This window comes from Ralstonia sp. VS2407 (genome assembly GCF_052950655.1).
Genome location: NZ_JBRFVG010000006.1, coordinates 212257 through 229391, shown reverse-complemented (window position 1 = coordinate 229391; position 17135 = coordinate 212257). Strand labels below are relative to the sequence as shown.

The following is a 17135-nucleotide window of genomic DNA, read 5'->3' as shown; positions in this document are numbered from 1 at the left end:
GCGCGGCCTCAGTTGCGCGCCTGGACCGCGTGCACTACTTCGAGAATCACCTTGGCCACATCCTGCGGCCGCGACTGCTGCGGCACGTGGCTCGTCGGCAGCGTCGTCACCTTGGCGCCAATGTTCCGGGCCATGGCACGCTCCAGATCCGGCTGGATCATCCTGTCGTGTGCGCTGACGATGAACCACGACGGCCTGCTCTGCCATGCCGCAACCGTGGTGCGCTCGGCAAATGCCGTCGCCTTGATGGGCCCTTGCGTGGCGGCCATCACGCGCGCCTGGGCAGCGGGCACATCCTGGGCAAAGTCGCTCGCCAGCGCCTCGGCAGGCAGTGACAGATAGCCGTTGGCATCAGCGACGAGCTTGCTGATGCCCGGCGCGGGCGCGTAGTCCTTGCCCACCTCTTCCGTCGACTGGCCGACGTCCGGCGCAAACGCCGCCACATACACGAGGCCGGCAACCTTGCTGTCCGCACCGGCTTCGGTGATGACCGTGCCGCCCCATGAATGCCCCACCAGCACGACCTTGCCCGGCTGGTTGCCGATGGCGCGGCGCGTGGCAGCCACGTCATCGGCCAGTGAGTTCAGTCCGTTCTGCACTGCCTGCACCTTCACGCCCTTGGCCTGCAGCAGCGGAATCACCTTGGCCCAGTCGGACCCATCGGCAAACGCGCCGTGCACGATCACGACGGAAGGTTGATCGGCATCGGCTGCCGTGGCGGCCAACAGGGGCGCACTGGCAGCCATGCCAAGTGCCAACGCTGCGATGGAGACGGCTTTGCGGTTGAACATGTCGGGTCCTTGTTGTCTGTTCGGTTCTTAGTGGGATGGGGCGTACGCGAGGCTGCCGGTTCAGGCGTGTGCACCGTCGTAGTACGGGTTCGCGCTGCGGGCACCGTCGGTGTAGATGTCGGTGGAGCGCGCACCGTCCGTATAGACGTCGGACGAACGGGCGCCCTCGGTGTAGGCATCCACCGCGCTCTGCACGGCGCGGGCGCCTTCGGTGTACGGGTCGCGTGCACCGACGGACGAAGCGGCTTGCGCGCCGGCAGCGGCCACAGCGAGGGCGACAACAGCGAGGGTCTTGGCGAGATTGCGGGTCATGATCGTTTTCCTTTGAACAGTTGGGTTGGGATTGCGCGGCCTGCCGATGTCTTGCTTTGCTTTGCGCTACGTTGCGTTCGACCGGCGTCTTGGCCACGGAATGCATTTAAGGCGCCTGACGTATCCAGCACGTAGCGACCTGCTGCCCGTTTTGTCTGGGCATGTACCAGAGCCGCTACCGGATACAAACGCATACAAAACCCCGTCCATCGATGCCCATTGCTACAAAGCAATACAAATCGGCGGCATCGTGAAACCGACCGGATACATCGGAGGCGCCCAATGCTGGAAACGAGGCGAGCAAGACCCCGCCTCGTCATCCATCCTTGATCACTGGAGCCCTCATGCAACCGACTCGATTGACCGCAACCTTGCTCGTACTGGCTGGCGCCCTGGGCGCGCACAACGCGTTTGCGCAAGCCGCAGGGCTGCATCGGACAGACCTCGTCCATCACGACCTGAGCGTGCCAGGCCGTGAAGCCCTGCAAGTGCGCGTGGATTTTGATGAGCGTGCGTTTGCCCCCGCGCATGTCCACCCCGGCGAGGAAATCGCCCACGTTCTGCAAGGCACGATCGAATACCGGCTGGATGGCCAGCCCCCTGTGACGCTGCAGACCGGCGATTCGTTGTTCATTCCGGCTGGCGTTGCGCACTCAGCAAGAAACGTCGGCAGCGGCAAGGCATCGGAACTGGCGACGTATGTCGTGAAGTCCGGTGAGCCGCTGGTCAAGCTCGTTCACTAACCCCCTGCCCCAACCACCGCAAAGAGAGAACCCCCATGTCGAACCCCGTCAACCTCCGCCGTCGCCGCCTTCTGGGCACCACCATCGCCAGTATTGGTGTGCTGGATCTCGGGCTGGCCGAACTTGTGCATGCGCAACCGGCACCATCCTCCAATGCAGGCACGCTGCTGGCCGGGCAGGCCAACCCGTTCGGCACGCTGCAGCAGATCGATGCCGGCGTGCTCAACATCGGCTACGCAGACCTGGGGCCGAAGAACGGCCCCGTGATGGTCCTGCTGCATGGCTGGCCCTATGACATCTACAGCTATGCGGAGGTGGCGCCCGCGCTTGCGGCGGCAGGCTATCGCGTGCTGGTGCCGTACCTGCGCGGCTATGGCACGACGCGCATCCGCTCGGCAGACACACCGCGCAACGGGCAGCAGGCTGCGCTGGCCGCCGACATCATCGCGTTCATGGACGCGTTGAACATCAAGCAGGCGCACTTTGGCGGATACGACTGGGGCGCGCGCACGGCAGACATCGTCGCGGCGCTGTGGCCGGAACGCTGCAAGACGCTGGTGTCCGTCAGCGGCTACCTGATCGGCAGCCAGGAGGCGAACCGCAAGCCGCTGCCGCCGGCTGCGGAATTTGCGTGGTGGTACCAGTTCTATTTCACGACGGAACGCGGCGCGCGGGGCTACGCCGCCAACTGCAAGGAATTCAACCGCCTGATCTGGAAGCTGGCATCGCCCACCTGGAAATTTGACGACGCCACGTACGACCGCAGCGCCACCGCGTTCAACAACCCCGACCACGTCGACATCGTCATCCACAACTACCGCTGGCGCCTGGGGCTGGCGCAGGGCGAATCGAAGTACGACGCGCTGGAACAACGTCTGGCCACGGGCCCGGCCATCACCGTGCCGACCATCACCATGGAAGGCGACGCCAACGGCGCACCGCACCCAGAGCCGTCGGCCTATGCGAAGAAGTTCACGGGCAAGTACCAGCACCGGAACATCGGTGGCGGTATCGGACACAACCTGCCGCAGGAAGCACCGAAGGCGTTTGTGCAGGCCATGCTGGACGTTGTGCACCTCTGAACCGGCAAGCCTTTTGACGCTTCTGGCTCACAGCGCCGAGAGCAACCCTTCGGGTAATCCGCGCGTCAGGGCCAGCAGCGTCATCACGGCCGGCATGGCTGCCGCGGCCATCACCGTCTGCGCCGCGGTGATGCCTGCCATGAGCGGCGCGTCACCGCCCAGCTGGCGCGCCATGATGTACGACGAAGACGCCGTGGGCAGCGCCTGGAACAGCAGCGCCACGATCAATGCAGCATCGGTCAGGCCCAATGCGTGGCCAACGGCCAGCGTCAACGCGGGCATGGCCAGAAACTTGATGATTGACGACACGACCACCGGCTGCGCCCACGAACGCACGCCGCTGAAGTTCAGCGCAGCGCCCACACACAATAGCCCCAGCGGCATCGATGCCAGGCCGAGCGCCCGCACCGCCGGCTCGATCGCCCCAGGCATCTGCAGCCCCAAGGCCTGCATGGCAATGCCCAGCGTGCAAGCCACCACCGGCGGATTCGTCACGATCTGACGCACCAGCGCACGCCCACCGAGGCGCACCGAGCCATAGCGGGCGAAGACCAGCACGCACAGCAGATTGACTGTTGGCACGATCGCCGCGTTGCATACCGCAGCCAGCGCAATCCCCTTGGCCCCGAAGAGGCCCGTGGCGAGCGACACGCCTACGTAGTTGTTGAACCGCACTGCGCCCTGAAACACCGACGTGAACGCCGCACCGTCCACCTGCATCCATGGCCGGGCCAGCATCAGTGCGACCGCCACCAGCAATGTCGCACCGATCAACGTCAGCACCAGCGGCAGCACGGGCAAAGACTGCATGTGTGCCGTGGCCAGACCATGCATGAATAGCGACGGCAACAGAACGTAGTAGCAGAGCCGCTCGGCCTGCGGCCAGAAGCTTTCGGCGAGGAAGGCGGAGCGCTTGAGCCAGTGGCCGAGCGCAACCAGAAGGGCGACAGGCGCGAGCGCGAGCAGGATGGCAGCGGTCATGGCCGTGCTCCCGCACCATGGCGTACCCGCAATGTGGATGAGAGGCAGAGGAACGTGCGGAACGACATGAGGCGCTCGAAGAAAATCAGGAACACCGCCAAGCTATCACGCAGTCACAGCAGCAATAATTGTTATTTATCTGGCAATCAATGAGAAATTCTCATTGCAGAAGCGACGACGGCGTCGGCCAATGCCTGGGTAAAGCGCTGCGAAGCCCGCGATTGGTGTTCAAGCAGCACCACTGCCCGATGCAATTGCGGTTGCCCGAATGGCAGACGGGTAACAGGCGGCAATTGCGTCAGCTCCGAATCGGAAAGGGCCACCACGGCGGCACCCAATCCGCTGGCCACCATGCGCACGATCGTGTCCTTGTTGTCGAGCACCATCTCTTCGCGCACCTTCACGCCCAGGCGCCGCAGCTCCGAGGCAATCATGCGGCCGGCCCAGGCTTGCGCATCAAAGCGGATAAACGGCAGCTCGGTCAGCAGCGCGCGCGCATCATGCTCGGCATATTGGGCGGGGGCGAGCAGCCAGAAGCGGTCTTCATAGAGCGTCGACCAGACCAGCTCCGCCGGATGCGGCCGCACAGGGTGCGACGTGATCGCGGCATCCAGCTCGCCGTCAGCCACGCGTTGCGCAAGCTCGGCCGACATGCCGGCGGCCACGTGCACGCGCAGGCCGGGATGCGCCGTCCGCAGGGCCAGCAGCGCATTGGGCAGCGGCCCCGATAGCGCGGTCTGAATGGCGCCAATGCGCAACCGCCCGACCAGCGCACGCTCATCGCTCAGCGCGTCGGGAATGCGGTCATACAGCGCGAGGATCTGTTCAGCCTGGGCGAGCACGATGCGGCCCGCCTCTGTCAAAGCGGGCTCGCGGCGTGAGCGGTCGAACAGGCGGACGTTGAACTCCTCCTCCAGCGACTTGACCTGCAGGCTGACAGCCGACTGCGTGAGCCCGATCGCCTCGCCAGCACGCGCAAACGTGCGGTGGCGGGCGATGGCAACGAGCGTTCTCAAGGCGCGGAGAGACATGGCGGAAGCGATGGCAGATCAGGCAGATAGCGCATCGTACCTCTGGCCACACCGGCCCGCCTTCCAGGGCGGTGAGACAACCCGCCTATGCCAGCATGGCAGCCAGCGCAGGAGGCAACCCGTGGTTGGGCTTGTGCGGCGGACGCGCAAAGCTGCCTTCCGCTGCGCCGTTCGGGGCAAGCGCAATCAGGCTCTCGCAATGGCGGATGGCGCTGGAGACGCCATCCACAACGGGCACGGGAATGCGGTCCTTGAGTGTGCGCGCCAGCCCGGCAAGCGGTGCGCCGGCCACGATGATCACGTCTGCGCCGTCTTCACGCACTGCCTGCAGGCTCAGTTCTTCAAGGCGTGCCGCGTGGTCTTCCTGCACGCTGCCGATGTCGCGCAGCGGCTGCTGCAAAGATCGCACGCTCGCCAGCCGCGACGCCAGCCCATTGGCCGCTACACATTCGCGGTACCACGCCTGGATACGGCTCGAAATCGCGATGATTGAAAAGCGCTGACCAAGCAGACAGGCGCTGGCCAGCGCCGCTTCGGTCATGCCGACCACCGGCACGTTGCACAGCTCCTTGATGCCAGCCAGGCCGGGGTCTCCAAACGCCGCCACGACCACGCCGTCGAATTGACCGGCGTGTTCGGCAACGACGCACGCGGTGGCATAGCCGCCCACCAGTGCCTCAAAGCGCGTTTCGATATAGGCCACGCCAAATGGCGCTGTCGCCATCGTGAGCGTGGTACCGGGTGAAACGGAGCGACGCGCCTCGGCATGAATCAACTCCGTCACGCTCTCGGAGATATTGGGATTGACGACCAGAATACGCATGATGAAATTTTGAGAACCCAACCAGAAACGTCAGACCAGGGACGGGGCACCCGCCGGCAGGAACTGCCCCCGCCCAGGGGCCGGTTCGAGGTACTTGCCGTTTTCGACCAGCATCTCGCCGCGCGAGAAGCAATGCACCGGCCAGCCCATCACTTCAATGCCTTCATAGGGCGTGTAGTCCACCGCGTGATGCAACGCATCGTTGGTGATGCGCACGCGGCGCTCCGGATCCCACAGCGTGATGTCGGCATCGGCGCCCACGGCGATCGTGCCCTTGCGCGGATACAAACCGTACAGCCGTGCCGGGCGATACGACGTCAGTTCCACAAACTGATGCAGCGACAGCTTGCCCCGCGCGATGCCATCAAACAGCAACGGCAATCGCGTCTCGATACCGGGTACGCCGTTCGGAATATGGTCGAACGGTTGCGCCTGACCGCCAAGCTTCTTGCCTTCCGGGTCGTCATAGTTGAACGGGGCATGGTCGGAAGAGAACACGCTGAACACGCCTCCTGCAAGCGCGCGCCATACGGCCGCCTGGTTTTCCGGATCGCGCGGCGGCGGGCTGCAGACGCACTTGGCACCTTCGTAGCCATCGTCACCTTGCAGGCCCATGTCTTCGGCGGTCAGGTAGAGGTACTGCGGACACGTCTCGGCCAGGATCTGCAAGCCGCGGCTTTGTGCCCAGCGAATCTGCTCGATGGCTTCTTTGCCCGACACATGCACGATCAGGATCGGCACGTCCACCAGCTCGGCAAAGGTGATGGCACGGTGCGTGGCTTCACGCTCCACCGCTGCCGGACGCGACAGGCCGTGGAAGCGCGGCGAGATGCGGCCCTCGCCCACCAGCTTCTCGGTCAGCCACGAAATGCAGTCGGCGTTTTCCGCATGCACCATCACCAGTGCGTTGTTCTGCTTGGCGACGTTCAGCACGTCCAGCATTTCGCGGTCGGACAGTTTCAGGTCGTCATAGGTCATGTAGACCTTGAACGAGGTGTAGCCCTGGCGGATCAACTCTGGCAGTTCGTGCTTCAGTACGTGGGGCGTGGGGTCGGCCACGATCAGGTGGAAGCCATAGTCGGCCACCGCGCGGCCCTCGGCACGACGGTGGTAGTCGGCCACCGCCGCTTTCAGCGAGCCGCCCTTCTCCTGCGCCGCAAACGGGATCACCGTTGTCGTGCCGCCGCAGATGGCCGCGCGCGTGCCGGTGAAGAAGTCGTCGGCCATGCGCATGCCGTCGGGCATGGGCTGGTCGAGGTGGCAATGGCCGTCGACGCCACCGGGCAGCGCCAGCAGGCCACTGGCATCCATCTCGCGCGCGCCGCGCGGCAAGCCGTGGCCGAGCACGGCGATGCGGCCATCGCGCACACCAATGTCGCAGGTAAAGCGGTCGGATGCGGTGACCACATCCGCATTACGGATCACCAGGTCGAGTTCCGTGGACATGCTTGGCGCTCCCTCATTCCGTTAAGCAACGTCCGCGAACAGGCGACCCCAGCCGCGCAGCTCGCGCGTGTCGACACCCGCCAGCCGCAGCGATTTCCACACGACGGTCGAGATGGTGTCGTACACCGGGATGCCCGTTTCCGCTTCCAGTGCCTCCACCAGATGCGCCGCGCGCAGGTTCGTGCAGAACGTGGTGATGGCCGCCGGCTTTTTCTGTGCCACCTCGCGCACTAGGCTGCGGATCGTGTCTTCTTCCACGTCGGCAAAGCTGTGGTTGACGTGCAAGTCTAGATGACGCTCCGCCACGCAGTTGAAGCCGTGGCGCGCGTAGTTCTGCACGATGCGCTGCTGCACGTCATCCAGGTACGGCGTAACGAGGGCGAAATCGCGTGCGCCGGTCTTGGCCAGAATCTCGTTGAGCGCCAGCACAGACGTGGTGGCCGGAATGCCGGTGGCTTCCGTGATCTGGCGGCACAGCGCCTCGTCTTTCTCAAAGCCGAGCCAGCCGGACGACGTGCCGTTCCAGGCGATCACGTCGACGTGCGCGTCGGCCAGCAGCTTGGCGGCGTTCAGGATCTTCTCCAGATCGAACTGCCCCAGCGCCTGGTCGCGCAGCGAGATTTCCGTCACGGTGAAGCGCGAGAAATGCGCGCTCACGTTGGGCAAGCCGCTCACCATGGCGCTGGTAATGGGTTCCAGCGCCGTGTTGGACGATGGCGTGAGCATGCCGAGCTTGATGCGTTTTGTCATGGGAGTCTTCTTCGTGGTTTGCGCGCCCCGGCGCGCAACAGCGGCATCGGGGCCTGCTTGTTATGTTGATGAGTACGGTTGCAGCTTGTTGCCGGAAATCAGAAGCAAACGCCGCGCCGCGTGCGTAGATTTCGTTGGCCTACTCGAGAGTGCATCGCACCTCAGACCGGCAGCTTCTTGCTGTAGTCGATCAGCAGTGTCGAGCAGATGAACAGGCCGGCGCCGGCGGCAGCAAACAGCATCAGCGCCATGTCGTACGAACCCGTCGCCTGCACGATCAAGCCGACGATGATCGGCATGCCGACGCCCGCGAAGTTCCCGCCCAGGTTCATCGTGCCGCCCAGGAAACCCACACGCTTGCGCGTTCCCAGGATCGACGGAATGCACCAGAACAGGCCGCACCAGCGCAGGAAGAACAGCGTGGTCGACAACAGTGCCACCACGACCACCGGATCCTTGAAGCGCGCCACCGTGTAGATGGCAATCGTGGCCAGCACCGAAGCGACGCCAAACAGCGTCCGCAGCACCCGGGCGCGTGATGCCCCGGTAGCCATCCACTTGTCGGCAATCCAGCCGCCCACCATCTCGCCCACAAAGCCGGAGAAGAACATGGTGAAGACCGCACCGCCCATCTCCTTGATGTCGAGCCCATGCACCTTCGACAGATAGGTCGGCATCCAGGTCAGCAGCCCGTAAAACAGGGCGTTGAAGCACATCCAGCCGAAGAACATGCCCCACACCGAGCGGTACTTGAAGAAGTCGAGCACGTTGCCGCTTACGGCGGCGGGCTCTGCAGCTTGGTCGGCAGCATGAGCCTCCTCGATGTAGGAGGCTTCAGCATCATTGACGGACGGATGCTCGCGCGGGTGATTGCGGATGTACCACCACGCAAAGAGCCCCGCCACCATCGTCCCGATACCGGCCACCACGAACGACGTGCGCCACGAATTGAATTCGGCGATCAGCCCGGCGATGATGAGCGCGCCCAATGCCGCGCCCAGCGGCGCGCCGCCATCGAGCAGCGTGGCACCGCGGCCGCGTTCGTTCTGCGTCATCCAGATGGCGTTGAGCTTGCCGCCGGCGGGGTAGATGGGCGCCTCGGCCGCACCCAGGCCAAGACGCGTGATCAGCAGCGGAACCCAACCGGTACACAGCGCCGCAATGGATTGGAAGAAGCCCCAGCCCAGCGTGGCACCGGCAATCACCACGCGTGGCCCAAAGCGGTCGGCCAACATGCCGCCCGGAATCTGCATGAGCGCGTACGTCAGAAAGAACGAACTCAGCAGTAAGCCTTGCACCGCGGGGCCGATGTTGAACTCCTTAGCGATCAACGGCATCGCGACTGACAGCGATGCGCGGTCGACATAGTTGATGGATATCAGCATCAACATCATCAAGAAAATCTTCCAGCGCACAGAGCTCTTCGTCTCCGTTAGCGCCATGGCCGGGGCCGGGCTTGCGGTTTCCATTACGCGTGTCTCCTGGTAGCTCCAGAAGTCGTTTCGGAAAACGGGCTTGGGCGGCCGGTCTTGACGCCGGCCCGCTCCAACTCCGCCCACCGAAACGACCTCCTGAGTCGATTTGATTGGTTTGTGTTGCGCAACGTGGCCGAGTATAGGATACGTAATCTGTAATTACAACATCTGTAAGTTATTGATTTTATTGCCTCCCAAAAGCACAATCTCGGTGTGTGATAGCCTTTTGTGGTGCATCTTCCCCATTCTGGTGACGTCTGTGACCCAACCGCTGCTTCAATCCCCTCGCCTGCGAACGCTCGGCATGTCGGCCGAAATCGCCTCGCGCCTGCGCACCCTCATCGAAGAAGGCGAACTGCCGCCCGGTGCCCGCATCGACGAGCGTGCTTTCAGTGAAATGTTCGATGTCTCGAAGACGCCGCTGCGTGAGGCGCTCAAGGTGCTGGTGGCCGAGGGGCTGGTGCTGCATCGGCAGTACATCGGCTATCGCGTTGCACCGCTCGATCTGGATGAACTGCGCGCGACCTTCGAAACGTTGCATGGGCTGGAATTCACGGCTGGAGAATTGGCGGCGGCGCGGCTGTCCGAGGTAGCTCTGGCGCGTCTGGAGCGCAAGCACCAGGCAATGCTTGAGGCCCATGCGGCGGGCAGACGCACCGAGTACTTCCGCATCAACCAGGAAATTCACCAGCTCATCATCGACGGCACGGCCAACCCCGTGCTGGCTGGCATTTATGCGACCTTGATGAGCAAGGTGCATCGCGCGCGCGGTGCGGCCAATGCCGACACGCTGCGCTGGCAGGAATCGCACGAAGAACACGAAGCCATCATGGCCGCCCTTCGGGAGCCAGGGCGCCCGCGCCTGGCACAGGTGCTGCGCCTGCACTCGGAGAACACCGCCAAGGAAGTGCTGAGCGTCGTGGCAAACAGCCTGGCCGAGGCCGGGCGCCCTACCCGATCAACCAAGGAAGCCCCCAAGAAAGGCGCGCAATGAAACTCGTACGCGTGGGTGCGCCCGGCGCAGAACGTCCAGGCCTGATCGATACGCAAGGCCACGTGCGCGACTTGTCAGGCGTGGTTGGCGACCTGGGCCCGCAACAGTTGTCAGATGCCGCCCTCGCGCAACTCGCAGGCATAGACATCGCTGCCTTGCCCGTGGTGCAGGACACGCGGTTTGGCGTGCCATGGACGGGCATCGGCAAGATCATCGCGATCGGCCTGAACTATGCCGACCACGCAGCCGAGGCCGGCTTGCCGCCACCCGCTGAGCCCATCCTCTTCCTCAAAGCCAACAGCGCATTGAACGGCCCCAACGATGCCGTCATGCTGCCGCGCGGCTCGGCAAAGACCGACTGGGAGGTTGAACCCGGTGTAGTGATCGGCAAGACGGCGAGCGATGTTTCCCGCGAAGAAGCGCTCTCGCACGTTGCCGGCTATTGCGTGGTGAACGATGTGTCGGAGCGCGAGTTCCAGCTGGAGCGCGGCGGCACTTGGGACAAGGGCAAGGGCTGCGACACCTTCTGCCCCGTCGGCCCGTGGCTGGTCACACGCGACGAAGTGCCCGACCCGCAAGCGCTTGGCCTGTGGCTCGACGTCAATGGCGAACGTGCGCAGCGGGGCAACACAGCCACCATGGTGTTTGGCGTGGCGCATCTGGTGAGCTACGTCAGCCGCTTCATGACGCTGCACCCCGGCGACTTGATTTGCACCGGTACGCCGCCCGGTGTCGGCATGGGCGCCAAGCCGCCGCGCTATCTCAACGCGGGCGACACCATGCGATTGGGCATCGACGGCCTTGGCGTGCAGACGCAGACGGTGATTGCTTACAGCAAGGCCTAGGTACGCTTATCGCGCCTGCGCCGCCACCAGCTTGCGCATGGCATCCACCAGTTTCGGATCGACCGCGCCCAGCGTATTGGTGCGCGCACTGATGCGCCCTTCCGCGTCCAGCAGCAGGATCGTGCTCGAATGGTTGAAATCGCCATCGGCCAGACGGCGGTATTGCACGCCCAGCAAGGCCGCCACCTCACGCGTGCCGCTCGCGTCGGCACGGGCGACCTGCCAGTGCTCGCCAGCGTTGTGCGCGGCGGCGGTCTTCTTGAGCGCCGCAACGGAATCGCGCTCCGGATCGACCGTCACCATCAGCACCCGCACGCCGTCGTGCGCGGGCTTACCGCCCTTGGCCAGCGTCGCACGAATGGTCTCGAAGATCATCGGGCAGACCATCTGGCACGACGAATAGAACATGCTTACCAGCACCGGCTCGCCGCGCAGGTCTGCCAGATGAAAGACGCGGCCGTTCTGGTCGGTCAACGCCACGTCAGATTGATACAGCGAGCCCGAAGCGACGGGCCCGGCGGCAAGCGCGCCTGCGGCGGCCCCCGCCAGCACACATGCCACGAAGGCACGGCAAAGTTGCTTAAGAAGCGTCATGGACGTTCTCCATTGAGGGATCGGGCGCAGCGAAAGCCAAGGCTTCCCGTGGCATCGGCGCCTTCGAGTGATGACAGCAACGCCACGCGCATCAGCACGGCGTAGCTGTCGCGGCGCACGATGCTGATGGCACCGGCGCCGCAAAACTTCTGCTTGTCGGGGTCGCCCTGCGTGCGGCTGTCCCCGGCAATGAACAACGCGTTGAAATCGTCGACCCATTCCCAGATCAGGCCGTGCAGATCGCGCACGCCATGGACATCCGCTGGGCCGCCAACGGGCGGCAACACACGCGTGGCGGGACGTTCGTACCAGCCGAGAATGCGTTGCGCCCATTGCGGGTCGTCGCGGGCGTCTGCGCGGGTGGCGTCGGCCGCAGCGGCGGATTCCCACTCGAGCCACGTCGGCAGCCGCGCGCCTTCGCTTTCGCAATAGGCACGGGCGGCAAACCAGGTCACGCCAGTCACCGGCGCTTGCGGCGACGCCTGCGGATCGGCATGCGTCGCATCGGCCCAGTCGGCAAGGTAGGCCTTGCCGGCAAAGACCTGCGGCACACGGCCACGCTGCCAGGCCTCGTGGCGTTGCACGAAGGTCTGGAATTCGCCAATGGTGACGGGCGTGGAGCGCAACTCAAACGGTTCGATGCGCACCCGCTGCGGCTGCCCCGGTGCGTTCTGGGGCAGCACGCTGTCGAAGTCGCCGCCGGGCAACCGCACATAGGTGGCGCCCTGCGCTGCGGCGCCGGCCAGCGCCATCAACATGGCAGCAAGGTGCAAGGTCAGGCGGGACATGGTCGTGCGGATCCGGTCAATGTTCGGCCACAGCCTTGGCGGGCGCCGGCTGGGCACGCACCTTCTTGACCTCGTCTGCGCTCACGCGGCCGCCGGGGTTGTCCCAGCTGTTGAGCACGTAGGTCAGGATGTTGGCGACCTCGTCGTCATTGAGCTGCGTCATCGGCGGCATGACGGAGTCATATTCCTGTCCGTTGACCTTGATCTTGCCGTTCAGGCCATGCAACACGATGTTCATGGCGCGCTTCGGATCTGCTGCCAGGAAATCCGACTTGGCAAGCGGCGGGAACACGCCCGGCAACCCGGCGCCATTGCCCTGGTGGCACACCGAGCAGGTACCCGCAAACAGCGCGCGGCCAGCCTGCACCTGATCCTGCACGGTCAGCGTGCCGCTTACCGACGCCTGGGTCGCCTTGGTGACGGCGCTCATATTGGGTGCCGCACGATCGCCCAGGTACACCGAATCCAGCTCCTTGCCAGAGTAGACGAGCTTGTTCTCCGGGCCATCCACCTTGAGGATCGCCATGGCGCCCTTGTTGAAGGCGCGGAAGATCGAGTGGTCGACCAGCACATAGCTGCCGGGCACGCGCGCGGTAAACTTCACAACCGCCGCACCACCCGCCGGGATCAACGTGGTCTGCACGTTCTTCTGCACGTTGGTGCCGCCCTCGTAGCGCACCTGGTCGAAGATGGCGCCGATCACGTGGAAGCTTGAGACCAGGTTCGGCCCGCCGTTGCCAACAAAGATGCGGACCGTTTCACCCACCTTGGCGTGCAGCGCCTTGTCACCGGTGAGCGCACCTTCCGCACCGTTGAACAGGACGTAGCTCGGGCGTTCGTCAATGGCCTTCTCCATGTCGAACGGCTGCAGGCCCTTCTCGCGGTACTTGCCGGCGGTGTAGAAGTCGCCCTGCATGACGTAGTACTCGTGATCCACCTTGGGCAGGCCTTCGGGCGGCTCGACCAGGATCAGGCCGTACATGCCGTTGGCGATATGCATGCCCACCGGCGCGGTAGCGCAGTGGTAGACGTAGATGCCCTCGTTGAGCGCCTTGAAGGTGAACTGCGATTCATGGCCCGGTGCGGTGAAGCTCGATGCAGCGCCGCCGCCCGGTCCGGTCACGCCGTGCAGGTCGATGTTGTGCGGCATCTTGCTGCTCGGGTGGTTCTTGAGGTGGAACTCCACCGTGTCGCCCTGCCGCACGCGGATGAAGCTGCCGGGAACGGTGCCGCCGAACGTCCAGAAGGTGTAGCTGACGCCTTCGGAGATCTGCATTTCCTTCTCGACCACTTCCAGCTCCACGATGACCTTGGCTGGATAGTTCCGGTGGACCGGCGGTGGCACAAGCGGCGGGCTCGTGAGGACGGCGTGGATCGGCTCGCCGCGTGGCGGTCCGAAGTCACCGGGCAATTTGGCGCTCGCGGCGCGGGCTGCAGTGCCCGCAAGCAGTGCGCCCAGCACCACAGAAATCAAGCCCGCGCGCATCAGGCTGCGGACGGTGTGAAGACGGCTCATTTTTTCCCCCGTGTATCGGTCTGGTGTCGTCCGCTCCACGTTAGGCCCCGGCGGCCATTAGGGCTTTGATACAGCGCAAACGAAAACCGGCCCCGACCGGCACTTCCACCGCACCGCGTGGCACGCAAGCCCAGTCGTGGCGTGATTTGCCACATCAAGATACCCATAAAACAAGCATCTGATATACATCAATAACGGCGGAGATTCCGCTCACTAATATAGTTGCATCCTTAATGCATCTTTTGATGCGACACCCACAGAGGGAATCCCCATGACACAGTCCGCCTCCACCATCCAGCTCGACCTCCGCGTGCTGGCGCCGCGCGAGCGCCATCCGCTGATCTTCTCTGCCTTCGGGGAACTCGGCATCGGCCAGAGCCTGGAGCTGATCAACGATCACGATCCGCGCCCGCTGCAGTCGCAGTTTCAAGTGGAGCGCCCGGGCCAGTTTTCCTGGGACTACCTTGAGCGCGGCCCCGCCACGTGGCGCGTCGCCATCACCAAGGTGGCGTCTGCCGCCAGCGCCGGCCACTGCTGTGGTGGTTGCGGTGGTGGCGCCTGAATTTCCGATTGCATCCTGCAAGGAACCCTGTCATGAAAAACAACCAAAGGCTGTGGCGGTGGCTCGGCCTGATCTTCATCCTGTCGTTCGGGGCATTGGGCTATCTGGGCCGGCAGATCTATCTGGCAGCGCCGCCGATCCCGCATGCCGTCGTCACTTCTGTGGGCGAGGTGCTCTTCACCGGCGAACAAATCCAGCGCGGGCAAGAGGCCTGGCTGGCAGCCGGGGGCCAGCAGCTTGGCACCGTCTGGGGCCACGGCAGCTACGTTGCGCCTGACTGGTCTGCCGATTGGCTGCACCGTGAAGCCACGGCGTTGCAAGCGATTCGCGCGCATCAGCAGTTCGATACCGACGCGCCGTTGACGACCGTGCAGCAAGCCGCCGTCGACGCCAGCGTGAAGGAGGAAATGCGCCGCAATACGTACGACGCAAATCGCGACATCCTGACCGTGTCGCGTGAGCGCGCAGAGGCCATCCGCGGCGTGGCGCAGCACTTCGAGGCCCTGTTCGGCACCGATCCGTCGCTGGCAACGCTGCGCGATCAATACGCCATGGCCACGGGCGTGCTGCCGGAGTCGGCCGACCGCGAAGCGCTTGCGGCGTTCTTCTTCTGGACGTCGTGGGCCGCCGCTGCCGACCGCCCGGGCGAGACCGACATCTCGTACACGAGCAACTGGCCGCATGAACCCCTGGTTGGCAACACCATGACCGGCGGCGCCGCCATGTGGTCGATGGTCAGCATCGTGCTGCTGCTCGGCGGTATTGCCGCCATGTTGTGGCTGCACGGCAGCAGCAAGCACGAAGAGGAGGCTGCGCCGCTGCCGGCCGACCCGTTCCTCAACGTGGTTGCCACGCCGTCGATGAAGGCCACGCGCAAGTACTTCTTTGCCGTGATCGGCCTGATGCTGGTGCAGATCGGCATGGGCGCCATCACCGCGCACTATGCGGTGGAAGGTGAATCGTTCTTCGGGATTCCGCTGGCGCAGGTGCTGCCGTACGTGATCAGCCGGACCGTGCACACGCAGCTTGGCGTGCTGTGGATTGCCACGGCGTGGCTGGCTACGGGCCTCTACATTGCGCCGCTGCTGTCGGGCCGTGAACCGAAGTTCCAGAAGCTGGGCGTTGACCTGCTGTTCTGGGCGCTGATCTTTATCGTGGTGGGCTCCATCGCCACCGGCTGGCTCGGCACGCTGCAACATCGTGGTGCGGACTTCGGTTTCTGGGTCGGCAACCAGGGGCTGGAATACACCAGCATGGGCCGCGTGTGGCAAATCCTGCTGTTCGTCGGCCTGCTGTTCTGGGTCGTGCTGCTGGGCCGCGCACTATGGCCGGCACTGAAGACGCCGTCGGAATCGCGCGGACTGATCGCCATGGTGTTCCTGTCGGCCACGTGCATCGGCGGCTTCTATTCGACCTCGCTGGTGTGGGGCCAACACACGCACTATTCGATGATCGAGTACTGGCGCTGGTGGCTCGTCCACCTGTGGGTCGAGGGCTTCTTTGAAGTGTTCGCCACCGCCGTCATCGCGCTCATCTTCACGCGCCTGGGCCTGATTCGCGCCAGCAGCGCCAACCGCGCCATCGTGGCCGAGACGATCGTGTTCCTGTTCGGCGGCATTCTGGGCACGCTGCATCACCTGTACTTCACGGGTACGCCCACGTCGATCATCTCGGTGGGTGCGGTGTTCTCTGCGCTGGAAGTGGTGCCGCTTACGCTGATCGGGCTCGAAGCGCTGCAGAACTATCGCCGCACGCAAGGCACGCCGTGGCTCAACGCCTACAAGTGGCCCGTGCTGTGCTTCGTGGCCGTAGGCTTCTGGAACACCGTCGGCGCCGGCCTGCTCGGCTTTGCCATCAACCCGCCGGCTTCGCTGTACTACGTACAAGGTCTGAACATGACGGCCGCCCACGGGCACGCCGCACTGTTCGGGGTGTACGGCATGCTCGGTATCGGCCTGATGCTGTTCTGCCTGCGCGGCCTGTATGCCCGCAGCCTGCATGCCGACCGCCTGCTCAAGCCCGCGTTCTGGGGCCTGAATATCGGCTTGGCCATGATGGTGTTCATGTCGCTGCTGCCGGCCGGTATCTACCAGGCCTGGGCCAGCGTCACCAAGGGCATGTGGTACGCCCGCTCGCCGGAGGTGGTGCACTCGAAAGTGATGGAAACGCTGGTCTGGCTGCGCGTGCCGGGTGACATCGTGTTCGCCATCGGTGCACTTGTGCTGGCCTGGTATGCGCTGCGGCTGCTGCGCCGTCCGAAGGCACAACAGACTGAGCCGCTGCCGGCTTCGGCTCGCGCCACGCGTTAATTCTTAACTCAGCAGTTCTCTCAAAAACCCGCAGGGCCCGTGTCGATTCGACCGGGCCCTGCGGGTTTTCCTGTAATGCCAGCCGCTCGCAAG

17 protein-coding genes are annotated in these 17135 nt (G+C 64.4%); 6 read left to right on the top strand and 11 right to left on the bottom strand.

The annotated features are described in order from the left end of the window. Positions 1-8 precede the first annotated feature (8 nt). The gene (locus ACU8YE_RS12790) at positions 9-791 is read right to left on the bottom strand and encodes an alpha/beta fold hydrolase (protein ID WP_446928866.1); all 783 of its coding nucleotides are present in this window, start codon (positions 789-791) and stop codon (positions 9-11) included. Between the two features lie 60 nt (positions 792-851). Then, positions 852-1103, bottom strand: a complete 252-nt coding sequence (locus ACU8YE_RS12785; RefSeq protein WP_027679343.1) for a hypothetical protein — start codon at positions 1101-1103, stop codon at positions 852-854. A gap of 344 nt (positions 1104-1447) precedes the next feature. Between ACU8YE_RS12785 and ACU8YE_RS12780 the strand changes: the two genes are divergently transcribed. Then, entirely contained in the window at positions 1448-1846 is a 399-nt protein-coding gene (locus tag ACU8YE_RS12780; protein ID WP_260801389.1) for a cupin domain-containing protein, read from the top strand. A gap of 35 nt (positions 1847-1881) precedes the next feature. Beyond that, on the top strand, positions 1882-2928 hold the full coding sequence (locus ACU8YE_RS12775; protein ID WP_446928865.1) for an alpha/beta fold hydrolase: 1047 nt from the start codon (positions 1882-1884) through the stop codon (positions 2926-2928). 27 nt (positions 2929-2955) lie between these two features. On the opposite strand, the gene ACU8YE_RS12770 is transcribed toward ACU8YE_RS12775, so the two are convergent. The 6 genes from ACU8YE_RS12770 to ACU8YE_RS12745 all read right to left on the bottom strand — a co-directional run bounded on the left by ACU8YE_RS12770 (position 2956) and on the right by ACU8YE_RS12745 (position 9428). After that, on the bottom strand, positions 2956-3909 hold the full coding sequence (locus ACU8YE_RS12770; RefSeq protein ID WP_446928864.1) for an AEC family transporter: 954 nt from the start codon (positions 3907-3909) through the stop codon (positions 2956-2958). Between the two features lie 146 nt (positions 3910-4055). Beyond that, positions 4056-4940, bottom strand: coding sequence for a LysR family transcriptional regulator (locus ACU8YE_RS12765; RefSeq protein ID WP_260801386.1), 885 nt, complete (start codon positions 4938-4940; stop codon positions 4056-4058). Positions 4941-5025: 85 nt separating this feature from the next. After that, positions 5026-5763, bottom strand: coding sequence for an aspartate/glutamate racemase family protein (locus ACU8YE_RS12760; RefSeq protein ID WP_260801385.1), 738 nt, complete (start codon positions 5761-5763; stop codon positions 5026-5028). Positions 5764-5793: 30 nt separating this feature from the next. After that, a complete protein-coding gene (gene hydA, locus ACU8YE_RS12755; protein ID WP_446928863.1) occupies positions 5794-7209 on the bottom strand; it encodes a dihydropyrimidinase in 1416 nt (471 codons plus the stop codon). 21 nt (positions 7210-7230) lie between these two features. Beyond that, positions 7231-7959, bottom strand: coding sequence for a maleate cis-trans isomerase family protein (locus ACU8YE_RS12750; protein WP_322017811.1), 729 nt, complete (start codon positions 7957-7959; stop codon positions 7231-7233). 161 nt (positions 7960-8120) lie between these two features. After that, positions 8121-9428 carry an MFS transporter gene (locus ACU8YE_RS12745; protein WP_260801383.1) on the bottom strand — a complete coding sequence of 436 codons (1308 nt, stop codon included), beginning with the start codon at positions 9426-9428 and terminating at the stop codon, positions 8121-8123. A 217-nt stretch (positions 9429-9645) separates the two neighbouring features. On the opposite strand from ACU8YE_RS12745, the gene ACU8YE_RS12740 reads away from it, so the two are divergent. Beyond that, positions 9646-10428 carry a GntR family transcriptional regulator gene (locus tag ACU8YE_RS12740; protein WP_260801382.1) on the top strand — a complete coding sequence of 261 codons (783 nt, stop codon included), beginning with the start codon at positions 9646-9648 and terminating at the stop codon, positions 10426-10428. Continuing rightward, on the top strand, positions 10425-11273 hold the full coding sequence (locus tag ACU8YE_RS12735; protein WP_446928862.1) for a fumarylacetoacetate hydrolase family protein: 849 nt from the start codon (positions 10425-10427) through the stop codon (positions 11271-11273). Before ACU8YE_RS12740 ends, ACU8YE_RS12735 begins: the two co-directional genes overlap by 4 nt. A gap of 6 nt (positions 11274-11279) precedes the next feature. Here ACU8YE_RS12735 and ACU8YE_RS12730 read toward each other — a convergent pair whose 3' ends face one another. From ACU8YE_RS12730 to nirK, 3 genes are read right to left on the bottom strand one after another with little or no spacing between them, the layout of a single operon-like run. Further along, entirely contained in the window at positions 11280-11867 is a 588-nt protein-coding gene (locus ACU8YE_RS12730) for an SCO family protein (RefSeq protein ID WP_414561700.1), read from the bottom strand. After that, positions 11864-12655: a formylglycine-generating enzyme family protein gene (locus tag ACU8YE_RS12725; protein WP_373407699.1), complete on the bottom strand. Its 792-nt coding sequence runs from the start codon at positions 12653-12655 to the stop codon at positions 11864-11866. The genes ACU8YE_RS12730 and ACU8YE_RS12725 overlap by 4 nt, the downstream gene beginning before the upstream one ends. 16 nt (positions 12656-12671) lie before the next feature. After that, entirely contained in the window at positions 12672-14171 is a 1500-nt protein-coding gene (gene nirK, locus ACU8YE_RS12720; RefSeq protein ID WP_232039972.1) for a copper-containing nitrite reductase, read from the bottom strand. A gap of 271 nt (positions 14172-14442) precedes the next feature. On the opposite strand from nirK, the gene ACU8YE_RS12715 reads away from it, so the two are divergent. Together ACU8YE_RS12715 and ACU8YE_RS12710 are read left to right on the top strand one after the other, a co-directional pair. Further along, positions 14443-14733: a DUF2249 domain-containing protein gene (locus tag ACU8YE_RS12715; RefSeq protein WP_024978368.1), complete on the top strand. Its 291-nt coding sequence runs from the start codon at positions 14443-14445 to the stop codon at positions 14731-14733. A 32-nt stretch (positions 14734-14765) separates the two neighbouring features. Beyond that, complete coding sequence (locus tag ACU8YE_RS12710) at positions 14766-17042, top strand: nitric-oxide reductase large subunit (protein ID WP_316879142.1); 2277 nt, start codon at positions 14766-14768, stop codon at positions 17040-17042. Positions 17043-17135: the final 93 nt, after the last annotated feature.

Bases quoted from the DNA above. Each gene is read 5' to 3' on its own strand.
- ACU8YE_RS12770 (WP_446928864.1), bottom strand. From the start codon at position 3,909: ATGACCGCTGCCATCCTGCTCGCGCTCGCGCCTGTCGCCCTTCTGGTT.
- ACU8YE_RS12775 (WP_446928865.1), top strand. From the start codon at position 1,882: ATGTCGAACCCCGTCAACCTCCGCCGTCGCCGCCTTCTGGGCACCACC.
- ACU8YE_RS12710 (WP_316879142.1), top strand. From the start codon at position 14,766: ATGAAAAACAACCAAAGGCTGTGGCGGTGGCTCGGCCTGATCTTCATC.
- ACU8YE_RS12785 (WP_027679343.1), bottom strand. From the start codon at position 1,103: ATGACCCGCAATCTCGCCAAGACCCTCGCTGTTGTCGCCCTCGCTGTG.
- nirK (WP_232039972.1), bottom strand. From the start codon at position 14,171: ATGAGCCGTCTTCACACCGTCCGCAGCCTGATGCGCGCGGGCTTGATT.
- ACU8YE_RS12725 (WP_373407699.1), bottom strand. From the start codon at position 12,655: ATGTCCCGCCTGACCTTGCACCTTGCTGCCATGTTGATGGCGCTGGCC.
- ACU8YE_RS12715 (WP_024978368.1), top strand. From the start codon at position 14,443: ATGACACAGTCCGCCTCCACCATCCAGCTCGACCTCCGCGTGCTGGCG.
- ACU8YE_RS12735 (WP_446928862.1), top strand. From the start codon at position 10,425: ATGAAACTCGTACGCGTGGGTGCGCCCGGCGCAGAACGTCCAGGCCTG.
- ACU8YE_RS12790 (WP_446928866.1), bottom strand. From the start codon at position 791: ATGTTCAACCGCAAAGCCGTCTCCATCGCAGCGTTGGCACTTGGCATG.
- ACU8YE_RS12750 (WP_322017811.1), bottom strand. From the start codon at position 7,959: ATGACAAAACGCATCAAGCTCGGCATGCTCACGCCATCGTCCAACACG.
- ACU8YE_RS12760 (WP_260801385.1), bottom strand. From the start codon at position 5,763: ATGCGTATTCTGGTCGTCAATCCCAATATCTCCGAGAGCGTGACGGAG.
- ACU8YE_RS12730 (WP_414561700.1), bottom strand. From the start codon at position 11,867: ATGACGCTTCTTAAGCAACTTTGCCGTGCCTTCGTGGCATGTGTGCTG.
- ACU8YE_RS12765 (WP_260801386.1), bottom strand. From the start codon at position 4,940: ATGTCTCTCCGCGCCTTGAGAACGCTCGTTGCCATCGCCCGCCACCGC.
- ACU8YE_RS12745 (WP_260801383.1), bottom strand. From the start codon at position 9,428: ATGGAAACCGCAAGCCCGGCCCCGGCCATGGCGCTAACGGAGACGAAG.
- hydA (WP_446928863.1), bottom strand. From the start codon at position 7,209: ATGTCCACGGAACTCGACCTGGTGATCCGTAATGCGGATGTGGTCACC.
- ACU8YE_RS12780 (WP_260801389.1), top strand. From the start codon at position 1,448: ATGCAACCGACTCGATTGACCGCAACCTTGCTCGTACTGGCTGGCGCC.